Genomic DNA, 16,598 nt, shown 5'->3' on the forward strand with positions numbered 1-16,598 from the left:
CGGGACCTCCCAAACCTCACATGTGGCACTACCATTGCACCCCCAAGGACCCTCGCAGGCCACAGGAGCCGCCAATGGCAACCCACGGACCTGTGAAACAGAAGGCCCCGGCCCCTCATCCTCCCGGCTGAAACTGGCCGTCCGGGATAAGGGCCGCCACCGCCGGGACCAGGTCCGGCAGCGCCAGTATGCGCGTCGGGGCGGCCGAATCACCTCAAAGCCGGCGCTGCAGGACCGCCCGGCGATAATGGACCGCTCCGGACGGGCAGGTAACCCGTCCCACTTCATATCGTCTAAGGCGCGGCCTGCGCCGGCGCGACCCCGCAAGCGCATCCCCGCAAGCGCGCCACCGGCCTGCGCAAAAACCCCGGATAATCCTGCAAATCCACGGGAGTAGGCTGAGGGTATGACACATGTCAACGATCCGGCAGTCATTGACCGGCTGATGCGGACCAAGGGCCGTTGGGCCATCGTGGGCCTCAGCACGAACGAGTGGCGCTCAGCGTACGAGGTATCCCTTTACATTCGCGACAAGATGGGCATGGACATCATCCCCATCAATCCGCGGGGTGAAGACGTGCACGGCGAAACTGGCTACAAATTCCTCGCGGACGTGCCGTTCGAGAAGCAGCCCATCGACGTTGTCGATTGTTTCGTGAATTCCGCTCGCGTAGGCGCGGTGGTGGACGAAGCGATCGCCGTCGGCGCGAAAGCCGTGTGGCTGCAACTCGGGGTCATCGATGAAGAAGCGGCGGCACGCGCCAAAGCTGCGGGCCTCGACGTCGTAATGAACGCTTGCCCGGCACAGGTCGGCTGGCGGATCGGGATCTAGCAGCGTCCTGCAGCGAGGCTTTGGCGCTAGTCTCGCTACATGGACGCTTCGACGCTTCGCGATATTTGCCTGAGTTTCCCGGGAACCTACGAAGACTTCCCTTTCGGTCCCGAGACGTCAGTGTTCAAGGTGCGGCCCAGTGGCGCATCGGGCGGGAAGATGTTCGCCGCGTCGGCCATGGATCCGGCGAACTGGTATGTAAGCCTCAAATGCGATCCCCTCTTGGCTGTCCAGTTGCGATCGGCACATCCGGAGATCACCGGGGCGTGGCACATGAACAAGACGCATTGGAACGGCGTTCGACTTGATGGCGGCTTGCCGGATGCGATGGTCCGGGACATGGTGGAGGATTCCTACGACCTGGTGGTGTCGTCATTGACGCGGAAACAGCAGGAACAATTGGGCTGGTCACGCCTCGCCCGGGAATGAAACGCTGAGCCTGTCTGCCGCTTCGGTTAGATTGTGAGTGCACAGACACCTTCCAACGCCTCGACGCAGTCAGGAGGAGCCAGATGCTGGAACAACAAACCCTTGATGAGCTGTGGGCTTTTGAAGATCCCGCGCTGTCCGAAGCCCGTTTCCGGGACGCTTTGACGGACCCGGCCTACGACTCCTTCGAACGCGCGGAGCTTGCCACCCAGCTTGGCCGGGCGATCGGCCTGCAGGGGCGTTTCGAGGAAGCGGACGCGCTCCTGGACAGTATCGACGCCGAAGAGGAGCCAACCGTCGCAGTGCGGATCCTCATTGAGCGGGGACGCCTGCTCAATTCCGCGGGCCACCCGGCCATGGCAGTCCCGCTTTTCGAGCAGGCAGCCGAGCTGGGGGACTTGCTCGGCGAGGCTTTCCTCGCCGTCGACGCCCTCCACATGCTCGCCATTTCGGACTCCGGCCACCAGGAATCGTGGACCCGCAGCGCGCTTGAGTACGCGTCCGCCGTCGACGATCCGCGCACCAAGCGGTGGATGGTTTCGCTGCACAACAACCTTGGGTGGGCGATGTACGACGACGGTCGCCGCACCGAGGCTTTGGTGGAGTTCCAGTTGGCTGAGCAGTGGGCGGAACGAGTGGGTACTGAACAACAGCGGCAGTGGGCGCGCGAAGCCGTCACGAAGTGCGCGGAAGCCTTGAATTTGCGCGGCTAGGAGCCTGAAAACACACCTCTGGCAGTGCCTCGTTGGCACATCACATTTTGACAAAAGTTGATTGAAACTGCCCTGAAATATTGCATTTCAATCATTCGTAGTGAAGTATGTCACACGAAGGGTGCGTCCTAGCGGCGGTGCCCGGACCGATTGATTGCCGGCAGAGACGCCGTCAGCGTCGGCACTACGAGTCTCTGGAGGGTTTTAGGATGAACATTCAGCAGCAGTCCTTCGCACGCCGTGGTTTCCTCCGCGGCGCGCTCGCCGCAGCAGTTCTTGTTCCCATCGCGGGATCGATGTCCTCTTGCGCGGGCGGTGGCGGCGGAACCACTACCGGCCCCACGGGAACGGTCTCCGACACGAACCCCTTCGGCATGGCTGACAAGTCCACGGTGGATGCTGTGATCTTCAAGGGCGGCTACGGAATCGACTACGTCGAGTTCGCGGGCAAGGGCTTCGAAAGCGCGCATTCCGGTTCGACGGCCAAGATTTCCCCGTCCACGGACATTGCCCAGGAACTGCAGCCGCGGTTCGTCGGCGGCAACCCGCCGGACCTGATCGACAACTCGGGCGCCAAGGCGATTGGTTTCAGCACCATCCTGTCCCAGCTTGAAGACCTCACGAGCGTCGTCAACGCCAAGAACCTCGAAGGCAAGGTCATCAAGGACACCTTGTATGGCGGCGTGCTGGCTCCGGGAACTTTCGACGGCAAGCTGGCTGCCTTGAACTACGTCCTCACCGTCTATGCAATGTGGTACTCCGACTCACTTCTCAAGGCGAACGGCTGGTCCGTGCCTAAGACGTGGGACGAGATGTACGCGCTCGGCGAGCAGGCCAAGGCAAAAGGCTTGTATCTTTTCGTGTGGGGCAAGGAAGCTGCCACGTATTATCAAGAGATGGCCATCGCCTCCGCAATCAAGGAAGGCGGGCAGGACGTCCGGCTAGGGCTCGAGAACCTCAAGGCGGATTCTTGGTCCCACCCGGCCATCCAGAGCGTCTTCACTGCCTTGGACAAGATCGTCAAAGCGGGTCATTTCAAGCCGGGTGGCTCCGGCACCCAGTTCACGGCAGCACAGGCGCAATGGAGCAACGCGCAACAGGCGGTGTTCTACCCGTCCGGCTCGTGGATCGAAAACGAGATGAAAGACCAGACGAAGTCCGGCTTCCAGATGACCGGAGCTCCCGTCCCTTCCGTGACTACCAGTCCCAAGCTGCCCTACACCTCGCTGCACAGCGCGGCTGGCGAGCCATACGTGGTTCCTTCCCAAGGCAAGAACGTGCCCGGTGGCAAGGAACTGCTCCGCATCATGTTGTCCAAGGACGCAGCCACCAACTTCGCCAAGACCAAGCTGGCCCCCACTATCGTGAAGGACACTGTCCCGGCCGATGGCTTCGGGTCCACCGCTCTGGTCTCGCAGACCAAGCTGCTCAGCGACGCCGCGGACAACATCTATACCTGGAACTTCATCGACCTCTATGGCACCAACAAGGACCAGTTGGTCGTGTGGAACACGTTCCTCGACGGAAAGTCGGACGTCGCCACGCTGACGTCGGACTTGCAGAAGATCACCGACAAGGTCCGCAACGACAGCTCGGTCAAGAAGATTGAAGTGAAGTGACTTTAGTGAAGCAAAAGACACTCCGGCTCGACGGCGGCCTTCCCGCCGTCGTCGTTCCGGACGCACCACCACTCGCCTCGAAGAGGCGGCGCAAGCCCCTGACGCTCGACAAAGTCAGTTTTTTCGCGGTATTCCTCGGAGTTCCGTTGGCCATCTACCTCTTGTTCGTGATCTGGCCATTCCTGCAGGCCTTCGCCTATTCCTTGACCGACTGGAGTGGATTCTCGCCCGATCAGAACTTCATCGGGCTGGAGAACTACCGGCGGATCTTCACGGACGATATCTTCATGAAGGCCATGGGGAACAACATCCTCCTGGTCATTTGCCTGCCGATCATCACCATCATCCTGAGCCTGGTCCTGGCGACGTTCGTCACCGTGGGCGGAAGCAGCAAAGGGCAGATCAAAGGCCTGCGGAACTCAAGCTTCTACCGCGTTGTCTCCTTCTTCCCGTACACCATCCCGGCGATCGCCATCGGCATCATGTGGGGCCAGATCTACGATCCCTCCGGCGGCCTCCTCAACGGCATTCTCACATCCCTCGGGTTTGACCAGTTCAAGTCCTACCCTTGGCTCGGCGACAAGAGCACCGCCATGATCGCCACCATGTTCGTGATCGTCTGGGGCTTCGTTGGTTTCTACATGGTGCTTTTCGTCGCGGGCATCAAGGGCATCCCGGCCGAGCTGTTCGAAGCGGCCAGGATCGACGGCGCCGGGCGTTTCCGTACCGCCGTCTCCATCACCATTCCCTTGATCAGGGACAACATCCAGACCGCCTACATCTACATGGGAATCCTCGCCTTGGACGCATTCGTCTACATGTCCGCACTCAATTCCGGCGGCGGCCCGGACAACTCCACCCTGGTAATGTCCCAACAGCTCTTCTTCACCGCTTTCAGCAAAGGCCAGTTCGGACTCGCCAGCGCCATGGGCGTCGTTCTCGCCATCACCACCCTGATCTTCTCCGGCCTCGTGTTCCTGGTTAACCGGCTCACGGGCGGCGGAAAGGATGTGTCCCTCTGATGACTACCAAGCTCGCCTCGCCTGAGATGAAGTCCTTGCACTTCAATCCCCGCAAACCCGCCACGACCCCTGGAGACAAAGTTGTGGGCGCGGTATCGCACACGGCTTTGACCATTTGGTCGCTCATCGTGATCCTGCCCTTGTTGTGGACCTTCATGTCCTCTTTCAAGACGTCCAGCGAGATCTTCGCTTCGCCGTTCGCCTTGCCCTCGCAATGGCGCTTCGACAACTATGTCAAAGCGTGGACCGAAGCCGGCATAGGAAGCTACTTCCTGAATTCCGTCATCGTGGTGGGCTCCGCGCTCGTGATCGTCATGGTGCTCGGTGCCATGTGCGCCTACGTCCTGGCCCGCTTCAAGTTCTTCGGCAGCCGGGCTGTCTACTACCTCATGCTGGCCGGCTTGACCTTCCCGATCTTCCTCGCCATGGTGCCGCTGTTCTTCGTCATGAAGAAGATCGGCCTGCTGAACACACTGCCTGGACTGACCCTGGTGTACGTGGGCTTCGCCCTTCCGTTCACCGTGTTCTTCCTCTTCTCCTTCTTCAAGTCCCTCCCGTACGAAATCGGCGAGGCTGCTTCCTTGGATGGAGCGGGCGAATGGCGGACGTTCTTCCAGGTCATGTTGCCCATGGCCAAGCCAGGACTCGCTTCCGTGGCCATCTTCAACTTCCTGGGCTTGTGGAACCAGTTCCTGATTCCGGTGGCCATCAACGCGGCCGGCCCGCGCGTCTTGTCGCAAGGGCTCGCGGCCTTCGCGGGGCAGATGGGCTATGCCGTGGACTTCGGTGCCTTGTTCGCGGCTGTCACCGTCACCGTGGTTCCGGTCCTCATCGTCTACGTGATCTTCCAGCGCCAGCTCCAGGGCTCGGTGTCGCAAGGCACTTCTAGATAGCACAAGCAAGCTAAATAAAAGCCCGACGGCGACTGCCCCCTTCCGGTGGGTGCCGCCGTCGGGCTCTTGCGTGTTAAAGCGGCGCTACAAGCGCTGGTATCGCGAGCGGAAGAGCGAAAAAATACCGTACGCGATCAGTCCGACGCCCACTCCCGCTAGCACCACCACGCCGAAGGGCTGGGCACGGAACGCTTTCAGGGCCGCGTCGAGGCCCCCTTGTTGGGAGGGGTCGTGGGCGAAGGTTGCAACCAAAATCAGCAAACCGACGGCCCCCAGGGCGACCCCCTTGGCGCAATAGCCCACCACCCCGAGCACGGTGAACGTATTACCGAGGGCCCCATGCGGCCGTCCGCGAAGGTTCTTTTCGTACTTCCGGGTGATTCCCAAGATCCCGTAGGTCACGGCGGCGCCGATCAGGGCCGCACCAATGACCACCAGGAGTACCGCGCCCACAGGGTTGGACATCAGTCCGGCGCTGACCGTCCGGGATTTTTCGCTGCTGTTGCTTGGGTGTCCTACCGCGAAACTGCCGAAGGTCACCGCGGCTACCGCGAACACCACTGCTTGGCCGGCTGCCCGAATCCTCTTTCCAAGTTTCTTGGAGGTACGGCTTCCGCTCCACCCCATCACGGCATCGCTCGCCATGTAGAGCGCCAGCGCCCCACAAGCTATCAAACCGGCCCACAACAGGACGCCGCCCACCGGCGTCGCCGCCATTTGGCCCACCGCGCCGCTCTGGTCGGCCTGCCCCGATTCGCCCAGCGCAATCCGAAGGGCGATGATCCCGATGAGCACATGGATGGTGCCCACAGCAACGAAGCCGGCCCGCGCGACCGCCCGGACGGCCGTGGATTCCCTGGCGTCGTCAACAGCATCGCCAACGGCATGGGCGCTGTCCGACGCGGCCTCCGAAATCTTGTCCGTACGATCCCCTTCGCCCACGGCTCTCCTTCGTTTGCCCCCATCTTGCCACCGTCCTTGACGGCTCCGTAAGGGCGGAATTCAAGCGCTCGCGGGCCCGACGGTTGATAATGGGCGAATGTGGATCGGGTGGATCGAATTCGACATCCTCCTCGGCGACGTACACAGCCTGAAGGAGAAACGTTCCTTCGTGCGGCCGCTCATCGCCGAGCTGAAAAGGCGCTTCGAGGTGTCAGCCGCGGAGGTTGGCGACCAGGACCAGTACCGCCGGGTCCGGCTCGGCGCAGGCCTTGTTGCAGCGGACCGGGCGCACCTCGTCGAGGTGCTCGACGCCGTCGAACGCTTCGTCGCCGCCCGCCCCGAACTGGAATTGCTCAGCGCCCGGCGTCGGGACCTCCACAGCGAAGACTAAAAAACACAACGCGGGGTCACTTACGGCCCATCCCGAGGGGATTTTTGGGCCGTAAGTGACCCCGCGTTGGGGTACGAGCGTTAGCCGAAGTACTTCGGCAGCGTGCCTTCGTAGGCTTCGTTGAGGGCATCCAGGGACAAGGTGTCCACGCCGTTGATCTCCAACGTTCCACCGGCTGCGTCCACGACGCCGATCCGGAGGTGCGCGAAGCCGCGGGCGGTGCACATGTCCTTGAAGCGGACTTCCTCGGAGCGCGGAACGGACACGATGGCCCGGGCCTGGGACTCAGAGAACAAAGCTGTGAAAAGGTCCACGCCGTCGCGCTCCAGGAGTTCCTCCAGCGCGATCCGGGCGCCGACGCCGTAGCGCAGCGAGGATTCCACCAGAGCCGCGGCGAGGCCGCCCTCGGAGAGGTCGTGAGCGGTGTCGATCATGCCGTCGCGCGAAGCGTTGATGAGGATCTCGCCCAGCTGGCGCTCCAGCGAAAGGTCAACCTTCGGCGGCAAGCCACCGAGGTGCCCACGCAGGTTGGACCATTCCGAACCGTCCAGCTCAGCGGCGGTGGTGCCGAGCAGGTAGATGGCCTGGCCGTCTTCCTTCCAGCCCGACGGCGTGCGGCGCGCGACGTCGTCGAGCTTGCCCAACACTGCCACAACGGGGGAGGGGTGGATCGGAACGGTGCCGGTCTGGTTGTACAGCGAAACGTTGCCGCCCGTGACCGGGACACCCAACACCATGCAGGCGTCCGAGAGACCGCGAATGGCCTCGGCGAGCTGCCACATGACGTCCGGGTCTTCGGGGGAACCGAAGTTCAGGCAGTCGCTGACGGCCATCGGCACCGCGCCGGAAGTGGCGACGTTGCGGTAAGCCTCCGCCAGTGCGAGCTGGGCGCCCTGGTAAGGATCGAGGTAGGTGTAGCGGCCGTTGGCATCGGTGGCCAAAGCAACGCCAAGGCCGGATTCCTCGTCAACGCGGACAACGCCGGCGTCGTCCGGGAACGCCATGGCAGTGTTGCCGCCGACGTAGCGGTCGTACTGCTTGGTGATCCAGGCCTTGCTGCACATGTTCGGCGAAGCAATGAGCTCGGTGACAGCGGCGGCAAGTTCCCCGGAGGTGGAAGGACGGCCGGCGTCCTGCACGGAACCCGTGAACGTGTCCGCCTGAACGGAGTCCTGCCAGGCGGGACGCGCGAACGGGCGGTCGTAGACCGGGCCGTCGTGGGCAACGGTACGCGGGTCGACGTCGACAATGACTTCGCCTTCCCACGTGATGATCAGGCGGCCGGAATCGGTCACCTCGCCGAGCCAGGAGTATTCCACGGCCCACTTGTCCATCACAGCTTCGAAAGCGGCGACGTTTTCGGGCGTGACCACGGCCATCATGCGTTCCTGCGACTCCGACATCAGGATTTCGCCCGGGGTCAGGGTGGGGTCGCGCAGCAGGACGGAGGTCAGTTCGACCTGCATGCCGCCGTCGCCGTTGGACGCGAGTTCGGACGTCGCGCAAGAGATACCCGCGGCACCGAGGTCCTGGATACCCTCAACCAGCGAACCCTTGAAGAGCTCCAGGCAGCACTCAATGAGCACCTTTTCGGCGAACGGGTCGCCCACCTGGACGGCGGGACGCTTGGACGGCTTGGTGTCGTCGAAGGACTCCGAGGCCAGCACCGAGGCGCCGCCAATGCCGTCGCCACCGGTGCGCGCACCGAAGAGGACCACCTTGTTGCCCTTGCCGGAAGCGTTCGCGAGGCGGATGTCCTCGTGGCGCATGACGCCGACTGCCAAGGCGTTGACCAGCGGGTTGCCCTGGTACACGGAATCGAAGACCATTTCGCCGCCGATGTTCGGCAGGCCGAGCGAGTTGCCGTAGCCACCGATGCCGGCCACGGCACCGTGCATGACGCGGGCGGTGTCCGGGTGGTCGATCGCACCGAAACGCAGCGGATCCATCACGGCAACCGGACGGGCGCCCATGGAGATGATGTCGCGGACAATGCCGCCGATGCCGGTCGCGGCGCCCTGGTAGGGCTCCACGAACGACGGCGAGTTGTGGGACTCGATCTTGAACGTCACGGCCCAGCCGTCGCCCAGGTTGGTCACACCGGCGTTTTCGCCGATGCCCACCAGCATGTCCTTCTTCATCTCGTCGGTCACCTTCTCGCCGAACTGGCGCAGGTGGTTCTTCGAGGACTTGTAGGAGCAGTGCTCGCTCCACATGACGGAGTACATGGCGAGTTCGGCGCCGGTGGGGCGACGGCCCAGGACCTTGATGATTTCCTCGAACTCGTTCTGCTTCAGGCCGAGTTCGGCCCAGGGGAGTTCGGTGTCCGGCGTCTTGGCTGCGTTCTCGACGGTGTCGATGTTGAACTTCTTGCCGACGGTTTCAGCTGAGGTGGTCACTGTGCGCCTCCCACGATCTTGTTCAGGACGGAGGTGAAGAAGCCCAGGCCATCAGTGCCGGCGTTGGTCTCCGGACCGAATCCGGGCTCCACCGCGTGCTCGGGGTGCGGCATGAGGCCCACCACGTTGCCCGCGGCGTTGGTGATGCCGGCGATGTCGCGGCGCGAACCGTTCGGGTTGAAGCCGACGTACCGGAACGCCACGCGGCCTTCCGCTTCCAGCGCGTCGAGGGTCTTCTCGTCCGCGATGTACTGGCCGTCCTGGTTCTTCAACGGAACGGTGATTTCCTGGCCGGCCTCGTAATCGGAGGTCCACAGGGTGGTGTTGTTCTCAACGCGCAGCACCTGGTCGCGGCAGAGGAACTTCAAATGGTCGTTCTTGATCATGGAACCGGGCAGCAGGTGCGATTCAGTCAGGATCTGGAAGCCGTTGCAGATGCCCAGGACAGGCAGCTTGGCGTCCGAGTTGGCGGCATCGATGATCTTGGACATCAGCGGAGCGAAGCGCGAGATCGCACCGGCGCGCAGGTAGTCGCCGTAGGAGAATCCACCCGGAATGACCACGGCGTCGACGTCGCCGAGTTCGGTATCGCCGTGCCACAGTGCGACGGCGGTGCCGCCTGCGAGGCGGACGGCACGGGCGGCGTCGCGGTCGTCAAGCGTGCCCGGGAAAGTGACGACGCCAATCTTGGCCCCGCTCAATTGGGGTTCGACGGCCACAGGGGCTCCGCCGATCAAGGGAAGTTCAGTCATGTCAGGCCTCGACGACCTCGACGTTGACGACGTCTTCGATTACCGGGTTGGACAGGAGGGTCTCCGCGGCTTCGCGGGCTTGGGCGAGGATGGCGTCGGTCACCTCACCGTCGACGGTCAGTTCGAAGCGCTTGCCTTGGCGGACTGCGCTAAAGCTGGTGAAGCCGAGCCGGGGCAGCGCACCCACGATGGCTTTCCCCTGCGGGTCCAGAATCTCGGGCTTGGGCATGACGTCGACGACGATCCGGGGCATCCGGTAACTCCTGTGCGTGAGCGTTGGTTGAACCTTGGTTAAAAGGCTGCCGCGGAGTGGTGCCGTCTCACGCCGGAACTGCTGTTAAACAAGGTTCAGCGACAGTGCTTAACAGCAGGGTTTACGGAATGGTTGGGCGCTCCGCGAGCTTGCAAGCCCATTCTACCGGCCATCACGCTACATACCCTATTTGGCGGGAGCCTGTGAAGAGGCCGCGCCGGTTCGGCGCAATTCGCGGCAGCCGCCCGCCGTCGTCGGGGTTTCAGCGCCCGACGGCGGTACTCGCCCAAGCGCCCGACGCCGGCTCTGGGCAGCGCCCGACGCCGGCTCTGGCCGGGGGTGCCTCCCGTCACTAAGATTGCCGCATGGCCGAGAACGCTAAGTCGATGGTGTTGCCCGTGGTGCTTGCCGCCGTGGTCGCGGGCGTGGGGAGGGCAGTCTTCCTCAGGATCATGGCGGAACGTGCCGCGAGGGAGAACCGGATCACCGTGACGCTCGACGAATCGACACTGGCCAGGATCAGCGAGGCATTGCGGGGGACCAAGCTATAGCGGCAGTGCGCTGATGTTCGCATTCGTCCAATACGGTACGGACAAATGCTCTAATCAGCCGGGTTAAAAGCGTTGCTGCGGGAGTAGTTTGGAAATTGCCGTGAAGGAAATTCCCCGTCCTGCAGGAGGAGCAATGACCGAACATGTAGCCGAAGTATCCGCGTGCAGCGTTGGCAGTTGCGGATTCAACCATGACGGCTGTACCGCTTTTGGAATCACGATCGGCGGAACCAGGGACCACGCATCCTGTGCAACGTTCATCGATACCACGCACATGGGCGGGCTGCCTAAAGTCCTGGCCCATGTAGGTGCTTGCCAACGCGAGGAATGCAAGCACAACAACAACCTGATGTGCGAGGCCCACGACGTCCGTGTCGGCCCCGGCGCCGAGGCTGCGGACTGCTTGACCTACGAACGCGCCTGAGTCCAAGACCGTATTTCTCAGGAAAACTCCGAAATATTCAGTACAAAACCAAGACGCTGGGCGCGTTCCCTTCCCGGGAACGCGCCCGGCGTCTTTTGGCCGGTATGGTGACAGCGCGCGACAAGTAATAGAACGCGAAAAGTGTCCTATGTCATATTCTGCTATCGATCTGTACGCTATGAATCGGCTGGACTTTACCGCATTAGAAGGTCTGTTAATCGGTTGCCAACCTGAATTTTGTTCCCGTCACGATCGCTACGACCGCCGGAAAGGTGCAATCACTCGTGAATTTGCAAGGAAAGAGCTTCATGGGAAGCGGGGGGCTTCGAAAAGCTGCGGCATTAGCCGTCGGGCTACCGGTCCTGCTCTCCTCCGTGGTCTTGGCTCCTGCCCAAGCCGCACCCTCGTCTGGATCGACGGTTGCCGGGATTGCCCGGAAAAGTTTGGACACCAAGACATACCAAGATGGCCGCTATGTAGTTGTCCTGGCAGAGAAGCCGGTGGCTACGTACGACGGCGGAACTCCCGGCTATGCGGCGACGAAGCCGGAAACCGGTAAGAAACTGGACGTCGGCAAGGCAGAAGTGAAGCAGTACCAGGCGCACTTGCAGCAGGGCCAGCAAGACGTGGCCAAGCAGCAAAACGTGAGCATCAAGCAGGACTATACGACTGCCATCAATGGCTTCAGCGCTTCCCTTACCGCAGCGCAGGCCACCAACCTGGCGAAGAACCCTAAGGTCCTCCTCGTTGCTCCGGACACGCAGTTCTCACCTGATTACTCCACTACCGACTTCCTCAAGCTGAGCGGTCCGAACGGTCTCTGGAACACCCAGTTCGGCGGCCAGGACCAGGCTGGCAAGGGCACGGTTGTCGGCGTCATCGACACCGGTTACACACCCGGCAGCAAGTACTTCGCAGGCGATCCCGTCCAGCCGCTGCAAGGCCAACCGCAAGTAGGCGTCCCTTACCGCACAAGTGACGGACAGATCGCCATGCTGAAGGCCAACGGCGACACCTTCGTTGGCGAGTGCCAGAAGGGCGTCGACACGGGGGCATCCTTTGACGGCAGTGCCTGCAACTCGAAGGTCCTCAGCGCCCACTACTTCCCTGATGCGTTCCTCGAGAGCGTCCCTCCGGCGCATCGGTTGCCGCAGGAACAGCTCTCACCGGTAGACGTGCAGAGCCACGGCACCCACACGGCAAGCACCGCTGCCGGTAACTCCGGCGTGGACGCCGTGGTTGACGGCCGTAGCTTCGGCACCACGAGCGGCATCGCACCGGCCGCCAAACTGTCGATCTACAAAATCTGCTGGGAAGACGATAATCCCAACTCCGGCGGTTGCTACGGCTCGTCCGCCATCGAGGCCATTGACCAGGCCATTGCCGACGGCGTTGACGTCCTGAACTACTCCATCTCCGGATCTACGGACACCACCACTGATCCCGTCTCGCTGGCGTTCCTTTCCGCGGCTTCCGCCGGCATCTTTGTCGCAGCCTCCGCCGGCAACTCGGGTCCGCAGGCCAGCACCGTCAACCACGGCGCGCCATGGATGACCACTGTCGCCGCGACGTCGTTCTCCCAGGAACTCCAGGGAACCGTCGAATTCTCCGACGGCAGTAAGTACCGCGGCGCCAGCATCATGAACCACCAGGTGATCGGGGCCGGCGTCGTACTTTCCGCGAACGTAGCCTCGGGCACCGGCAACGCGGCGCTGTGCGCGCCGGGGTCCTTGGACCCGGCGAAGATCGCCGGCAAGGTCGTGGTGTGTGACCGCGGCGTGGTTGACCGCGTGGCCAAGAGCGCCGAAGTGGCGCGGGGTGGCGGTGTCGGCATGATCCTGGTGAACCTCACCGATTCCTCGTTGGACACGGACAAGCATGCCGTCCCCACCGTGCACGTGAACCCGCCGGCCAGCCAGGCGATCAAGGACAAGGTGGCGGCGAACCCGACCATCACGGTTTCCTTGATTGACCACGACACCACGGGCCTTCCGCTCGAGGCACAGCCGCAGATCGCCGGATTCTCCTCGCGGGGTCCGCTCCTCGCCACCGATTCGGACCTGCTCAAGCCGGACATTTCCGCTCCGGGCGTTGCCGTGTTGGCCGGTGTCTCGCCCATTGGCAGCCAAGGTGACCAGTACGGATTCCTGTCCGGTACATCCATGGCTTCCCCGCACATCGCCGGTTTCGCGGCCTTGATCAAGTCGAAGAACCCCGATTGGTCTCCTGCGGCCGTCAAATCGGCCATGATGACCACTGCGAGCGATGTGAAGATGGCGGATGGAACCAAGAACCAGGACGTCTTCGCTACGGGTGCCGGGGAAATGAACCCGGCGAACGTGAATGACCCGGGCCTGATCTACGACGCAACAACCGAGGATTACCTCAAGTTCATCCAGGGGACCGGCGTCGACCTCGGCATTCCGGGCCTTGGCTCCACGTTGCCGCGCGACATGAACCTTCCCTCGTTCGCCCTCGGAAACCTGGCGGGCAAGATCGAAGTGACCCGCACGGTCACGGCCCTCACCCCGGGCCTGTACCGCGCAACCGCCACGGTCCCTGGCGTCGACGTCAAGGTCACCCCGTCCGTGCTCAACTTCAGCAAGGCCGGGCAGTCGAGGACCTTCACGGTGACTTTCGAAAACAAGACTGCCGCGCTGGGCGCGTTCGCTATGGGATCGCTGAAGTGGGAAGGCGCCGGCAAGTCGGTGGTCTCGCCCATCGCGGTCCGCCCGCAGTCCGTCGTGGCCTCGCAGAACGTCGCCTTCTCGACGCAGCAGTCGAACGGTTCCGCGGGTATCGACTTCGTCTCCGGTACCGATTCGTCGACTGCCGTGACGATAGATGGCCTCTCCAAGGCGGACTCGTCGCCCGCCCAGCTCGTTCCCGGGCCGGTCTCCATTACGAGTGACGCTTCGAACTTCGTCAAGACGGCAACTGTTCCCGCCGGGACGTCGTTCGCGAAGTTCGCGGTGATTTCTTCCGACCCCGCCGCCGACTTCGACCTCTACGTGTTGTCGCCGAGCGGTCAGTTGTTTACCGCGGCAACACCGAGCGCCAGCGAGTCCCTCTCGCTGGACAACCCGGAGCCGGGGGTATACACGATCATCGCGAACCTGTTCGCCAGCCCGAACAACCAGCCCACCAAGGCCAGCGTCGATGCCGCGATCCTTGGCCCGAACCAAGGCAATGCGACGGTCACGCCTAATCCGATCACCCTGAAGAACGGCAAGGACGGGACCCTGAAGTTCGCGTGGAAGGGCCTGACCCCGGGCTCGTACATCGGACGGTTGACGTTTGCCGGAACCAGCTCACCCACGTTCGTCTCGGTACTGGTTTCCGACGCCGGTTCCGTCTCGGTTGCTCCGCAGGACGACCAGGGCAGCGGGCACGGCAAGAAAGGCAAGCTCCGGGACGAAGGGGACGATCAGTCGAATAACGCCCAGTGACGAACTGATTGGTTGACGCGAAAGCAGGGCCGGCGGGATTCCCGCCGGCCCTGCTTTTCTGCTTTTGTGCGGGTCAGGTGTTTCCCGTGGAGCCGGCGACGCCACCCAGAAGTGCCGCCATGGTGTGCCAGCGGGCAATCTCGCAGCCATCGGTCCGGCTGAACCGGCTGTTGACCGCCCGCCCGCGGAACATGCCCCTGACGACGGCCACTTGTGGTCCGCCGTATTGCTGGGTGCAGATCCGGTCCGGGCGCGGTACCGGAAAGAAGATTTCCTCACCGAAGCGTTCGACGGCGGCCAGCGCGGAACGCGCGTCCGGAAGGGTCGAGCCCGGGGAGACTTCGCCGCCCGAGCCGCGCAGGACAAACTCGTAGTCGCCCGCGCCAGGTGCCTCCGTCAGCGTGATGGTGAGTTCGACGTCGTAATCTCCAGTGGTTTCGTGCGTATCTCCGGCCATGGGATCCCTTCGCTTCAGCTAGGCGGGGCGGGCCGATTCCAGGAGTGGCCGCACGTGGTCCAGGACCCGGGTCCGGAGTTCCTGGGCTTCTGCGGCGAAGGCCCGCTGGTACTCAACGTACTCCGCTTTGCCCTTCGGCGTCTCGATCTTGATGGCCGGATAGCCCCATTCTTCGAGGTCGTAGGGCGAGGCCTTCATGTCCATGGCACGGATCCGCCAGGACAGCTCGAAGCAGTCCATCATCAATTCGCTCGGGAGCGCCGGCGCCAGTTTGTAGGCCCACTTGTAGAGGTCCATGTTGGCGTGGAGGCAACCGGGCTGTTCCATGGTGCGCTGGTTCTCGCGCGTCGGCTCGAGCTCGTTGAGGGGGACCGCGTCAGGAGTGTAGAAGCGGAAGGCGTCGAAATGCGAGCAGCGGATCCGGTTCTCTTCCACCACAGCATCCGTGCCCTCCGAACCCAGCCGCAACTGGAGGTATTCGTGGCGGAGGTGGAACTTGTCCTGCCGGTAAACCATCGCCCATTCGTGCAATCCGAAACAGCCGAACTGGGCCGGTCGGGCGATAGTGCCGCCGAGGATGATTCCCGCGAAGCGGATGGCTTCGGTGCGCTCTGCCGCGAACTTGCGGCGATCGAAGGTGACCGCAACGGTTCCCGGAGGCAGGCCGACGTCGGCCAGCTCGCCGTCGTCGAGCGTCCGGTAGTACTTCCACCCGGCCCGCTCGGCCGCTTTCGGCCCTGAAAGAACGACGCCGTTGCCCGGGTGCCAGCGCAGCAGCTGGCCGGGCTTTTGGGTGTAGTAGGTGAAGAGGAAGTCCTCCACAGGGTGCTTCCGGCCCGCGGACCGGCGCTCCAGGTAGGGGCCCGCATACCGGTCAACGCGGGCATGATGGGCGGCTTCGAGCTTGATCCAACTCTCTTGCGGGAGGTGTGTGGGACTAGGAACCGGCACCACTGGATCCCAGGACATCGGCGGCGGCGGCCCAAGCGGCGATTTCACAGCCGTCGGTGAGTTTGTACGTGGAGTCGATGTTTACGCCGTCCACGGTTCCCGTGACAGTGGCCGTTTGGGGGCCGCCGTATCGCTGGTCGCACACTTGGTCGGCCGGGCGAGGGGTGCGCGTCAAGAGGCCGGGGTTCTTCTGGAGGGCCGCGCAGGCGGCGGCAGCCGTTGGATGGTGGCTCTCCGGCGCGGGTACGCCGCCCTTGCACACGAGGGTGTAGCTCAGGGCAGCCGCGGTTGCGGACGGCTTGACGATGATCGAGAGTTCAGCGTCGCCGCGGCCGGGCGTCGGCTGGGGGACCGAAGGCGTCGGCTTCGCGGTGGCTGACCCCGTGCCGCCGGGGCCGGACGGGCTGGGGCTTGTCGATGCGCTGCCGCTGGGAGACGGGCTGCTTCCCGGGCCGGGGGTGCACGCGGCAAGTCCGGCGACGGCGAGGACAGCCAGCACTATTCGCACACGCATGGGGATC

17 protein-coding genes are annotated in these 16,598 nt (G+C 63.2%); 10 read left to right on the forward strand and 7 right to left on the reverse strand.

Going from position 1 to position 16,598, the window contains the following annotated elements:
- Positions 1–406: 406 nt before the first annotated feature.
- From E1809_RS18365 to E1809_RS18390, 6 genes are all read left to right on the forward strand, one after another.
- Entirely contained in the window at positions 407–832 is a 426-nt protein-coding gene (locus E1809_RS18365; RefSeq protein WP_133205687.1) for a CoA-binding protein, read from the forward strand.
- Between the two features lie 39 nt (positions 833–871).
- The gene (locus E1809_RS18370) at positions 872–1,261 is read left to right on the forward strand and encodes an MmcQ/YjbR family DNA-binding protein (RefSeq protein ID WP_133205688.1); all 390 of its coding nucleotides are present in this window, start codon (positions 872–874) and stop codon (positions 1,259–1,261) included.
- An 83-nt stretch (positions 1,262–1,344) separates the two neighbouring features.
- Positions 1,345–1,974: a hypothetical protein gene (locus tag E1809_RS18375; protein ID WP_133205689.1), complete on the forward strand. Its 630-nt coding sequence runs from the start codon at positions 1,345–1,347 to the stop codon at positions 1,972–1,974.
- 209 nt (positions 1,975–2,183) lie between these two features.
- A complete protein-coding gene (gene ngcE / locus E1809_RS18380) occupies positions 2,184–3,593 on the forward strand; it encodes an N-acetylglucosamine/diacetylchitobiose ABC transporter substrate-binding protein (RefSeq protein ID WP_133205690.1) in 1,410 nt (469 codons plus the stop codon).
- The gene (locus tag E1809_RS18385; RefSeq protein WP_205754250.1) at positions 3,590–4,615 is read left to right on the forward strand and encodes a carbohydrate ABC transporter permease; all 1,026 of its coding nucleotides are present in this window, start codon (positions 3,590–3,592) and stop codon (positions 4,613–4,615) included. The genes ngcE and E1809_RS18385 overlap by 4 nt, the downstream gene beginning before the upstream one ends.
- Complete coding sequence (locus E1809_RS18390) at positions 4,615–5,508, forward strand: carbohydrate ABC transporter permease (protein ID WP_133205691.1); 894 nt, start codon at positions 4,615–4,617, stop codon at positions 5,506–5,508. Before E1809_RS18385 ends, E1809_RS18390 begins: the two co-directional genes overlap by 1 nt.
- An 84-nt stretch (positions 5,509–5,592) precedes the next feature.
- Here the strand turns inward: E1809_RS18390 and E1809_RS18395 are convergent, their stop codons facing one another.
- Positions 5,593–6,450, reverse strand: a complete 858-nt coding sequence (locus E1809_RS18395) for a DUF1206 domain-containing protein (RefSeq protein WP_133205692.1) — start codon at positions 6,448–6,450, stop codon at positions 5,593–5,595.
- 97 nt (positions 6,451–6,547) lie between these two features.
- Here E1809_RS18395 and E1809_RS18400 point away from each other — a divergent pair, with 97 nt between their 5' ends.
- Positions 6,548–6,841, forward strand: a complete 294-nt coding sequence (locus tag E1809_RS18400; protein WP_133205693.1) for a DUF503 domain-containing protein — start codon at positions 6,548–6,550, stop codon at positions 6,839–6,841.
- An 80-nt stretch (positions 6,842–6,921) separates the two neighbouring features.
- On the opposite strand, the gene purL is transcribed toward E1809_RS18400, so the two are convergent.
- The 3 genes from purL to purS are packed head-to-tail and all read right to left on the reverse strand — an operon-like array spanning position 6,922 to position 10,245.
- Complete coding sequence (gene purL, locus E1809_RS18405; RefSeq protein WP_133205694.1) at positions 6,922–9,240, reverse strand: phosphoribosylformylglycinamidine synthase subunit PurL; 2,319 nt, start codon at positions 9,238–9,240, stop codon at positions 6,922–6,924.
- Positions 9,237–9,992 (reverse strand): phosphoribosylformylglycinamidine synthase subunit PurQ, encoded by a 756-nt coding sequence (purQ, locus tag E1809_RS18410; RefSeq protein ID WP_133205695.1) that lies wholly within the window; start codon positions 9,990–9,992, stop codon positions 9,237–9,239. The genes purL and purQ overlap by 4 nt, the downstream gene beginning before the upstream one ends.
- A 1-nt stretch (position 9,993) precedes the next feature.
- Positions 9,994–10,245 (reverse strand): phosphoribosylformylglycinamidine synthase subunit PurS, encoded by a 252-nt coding sequence (purS, locus tag E1809_RS18415; protein ID WP_028265707.1) that lies wholly within the window; start codon positions 10,243–10,245, stop codon positions 9,994–9,996.
- A 365-nt stretch (positions 10,246–10,610) separates the two neighbouring features.
- Between purS and E1809_RS18420 the strand changes: the two genes are divergently transcribed.
- The 3 genes from E1809_RS18420 (at position 10,611) to E1809_RS18430 (ending at position 14,669) form a co-directional block, all read left to right on the forward strand.
- On the forward strand, positions 10,611–10,796 hold the full coding sequence (locus tag E1809_RS18420; RefSeq protein ID WP_133205696.1) for a hypothetical protein: 186 nt from the start codon (positions 10,611–10,613) through the stop codon (positions 10,794–10,796).
- 133 nt (positions 10,797–10,929) lie between these two features.
- Positions 10,930–11,220, forward strand: a complete 291-nt coding sequence (locus E1809_RS18425) for a DUF1540 domain-containing protein (protein ID WP_133205697.1) — start codon at positions 10,930–10,932, stop codon at positions 11,218–11,220.
- A gap of 308 nt (positions 11,221–11,528) precedes the next feature.
- Positions 11,529–14,669, forward strand: coding sequence for a S8 family peptidase (locus E1809_RS18430; RefSeq protein WP_133205698.1), 3,141 nt, complete (start codon positions 11,529–11,531; stop codon positions 14,667–14,669).
- Between the two features lie 73 nt (positions 14,670–14,742).
- Here E1809_RS18430 and E1809_RS18435 read toward each other — a convergent pair whose 3' ends face one another.
- Genes E1809_RS18435 through E1809_RS18445 form a run of 3 tightly spaced genes read right to left on the reverse strand, consistent with a single transcriptional unit; the run spans position 14,743 to position 16,591 of the window.
- Complete coding sequence (locus E1809_RS18435) at positions 14,743–15,126, reverse strand: serine protease inhibitor (RefSeq protein ID WP_133205699.1); 384 nt, start codon at positions 15,124–15,126, stop codon at positions 14,743–14,745.
- Between the two features lie 18 nt (positions 15,127–15,144).
- Positions 15,145–16,095, reverse strand: a complete 951-nt coding sequence (locus tag E1809_RS18440; RefSeq protein WP_374102703.1) for a 3-methyladenine DNA glycosylase — start codon at positions 16,093–16,095, stop codon at positions 15,145–15,147.
- Positions 16,064–16,591, reverse strand: coding sequence for an SSI family serine proteinase inhibitor (locus E1809_RS18445; RefSeq protein WP_133205701.1), 528 nt, complete (start codon positions 16,589–16,591; stop codon positions 16,064–16,066). Before E1809_RS18445 ends, E1809_RS18440 begins: the two co-directional genes overlap by 32 nt.
- Positions 16,592–16,598 lie beyond the last annotated feature (7 nt).

The organism is Arthrobacter terricola (genome assembly GCF_004354015.1).
GTDB classification, from domain to species: domain Bacteria; phylum Actinomycetota; class Actinomycetes; order Actinomycetales; family Micrococcaceae; genus Arthrobacter; species Arthrobacter terricola.

Excerpts from the sequence above, each read along its gene's own strand:
- E1809_RS18445 (WP_133205701.1), bottom strand. The coding sequence starts at position 16,591 with ATGCGTGTGCGAATAGTGCTGGCTGTCCTCGCCGTCGCCGGACTTGCC.
- E1809_RS18430 (WP_133205698.1), top strand. The coding sequence starts at position 11,529 with ATGGGAAGCGGGGGGCTTCGAAAAGCTGCGGCATTAGCCGTCGGGCTA.
- E1809_RS18400 (WP_133205693.1), top strand. The coding sequence starts at position 6,548 with ATGTGGATCGGGTGGATCGAATTCGACATCCTCCTCGGCGACGTACAC.
- E1809_RS18370 (WP_133205688.1), top strand. The coding sequence starts at position 872 with ATGGACGCTTCGACGCTTCGCGATATTTGCCTGAGTTTCCCGGGAACC.
- E1809_RS18420 (WP_133205696.1), top strand. The coding sequence starts at position 10,611 with ATGGCCGAGAACGCTAAGTCGATGGTGTTGCCCGTGGTGCTTGCCGCC.
- E1809_RS18440 (WP_374102703.1), bottom strand. The coding sequence starts at position 16,095 with ATGTCCTGGGATCCAGTGGTGCCGGTTCCTAGTCCCACACACCTCCCG.
- E1809_RS18365 (WP_133205687.1), top strand. The coding sequence starts at position 407 with ATGACACATGTCAACGATCCGGCAGTCATTGACCGGCTGATGCGGACC.
- purQ (WP_133205695.1), bottom strand. The coding sequence starts at position 9,992 with ATGACTGAACTTCCCTTGATCGGCGGAGCCCCTGTGGCCGTCGAACCC.
- E1809_RS18375 (WP_133205689.1), top strand. The coding sequence starts at position 1,345 with ATGCTGGAACAACAAACCCTTGATGAGCTGTGGGCTTTTGAAGATCCC.
- E1809_RS18425 (WP_133205697.1), top strand. The coding sequence starts at position 10,930 with ATGACCGAACATGTAGCCGAAGTATCCGCGTGCAGCGTTGGCAGTTGC.
- purS (WP_028265707.1), bottom strand. The coding sequence starts at position 10,245 with ATGCCCCGGATCGTCGTCGACGTCATGCCCAAGCCCGAGATTCTGGAC.
- E1809_RS18435 (WP_133205699.1), bottom strand. The coding sequence starts at position 15,126 with ATGGCCGGAGATACGCACGAAACCACTGGAGATTACGACGTCGAACTC.
- E1809_RS18390 (WP_133205691.1), top strand. The coding sequence starts at position 4,615 with ATGACTACCAAGCTCGCCTCGCCTGAGATGAAGTCCTTGCACTTCAAT.
- ngcE (WP_133205690.1), top strand. The coding sequence starts at position 2,184 with ATGAACATTCAGCAGCAGTCCTTCGCACGCCGTGGTTTCCTCCGCGGC.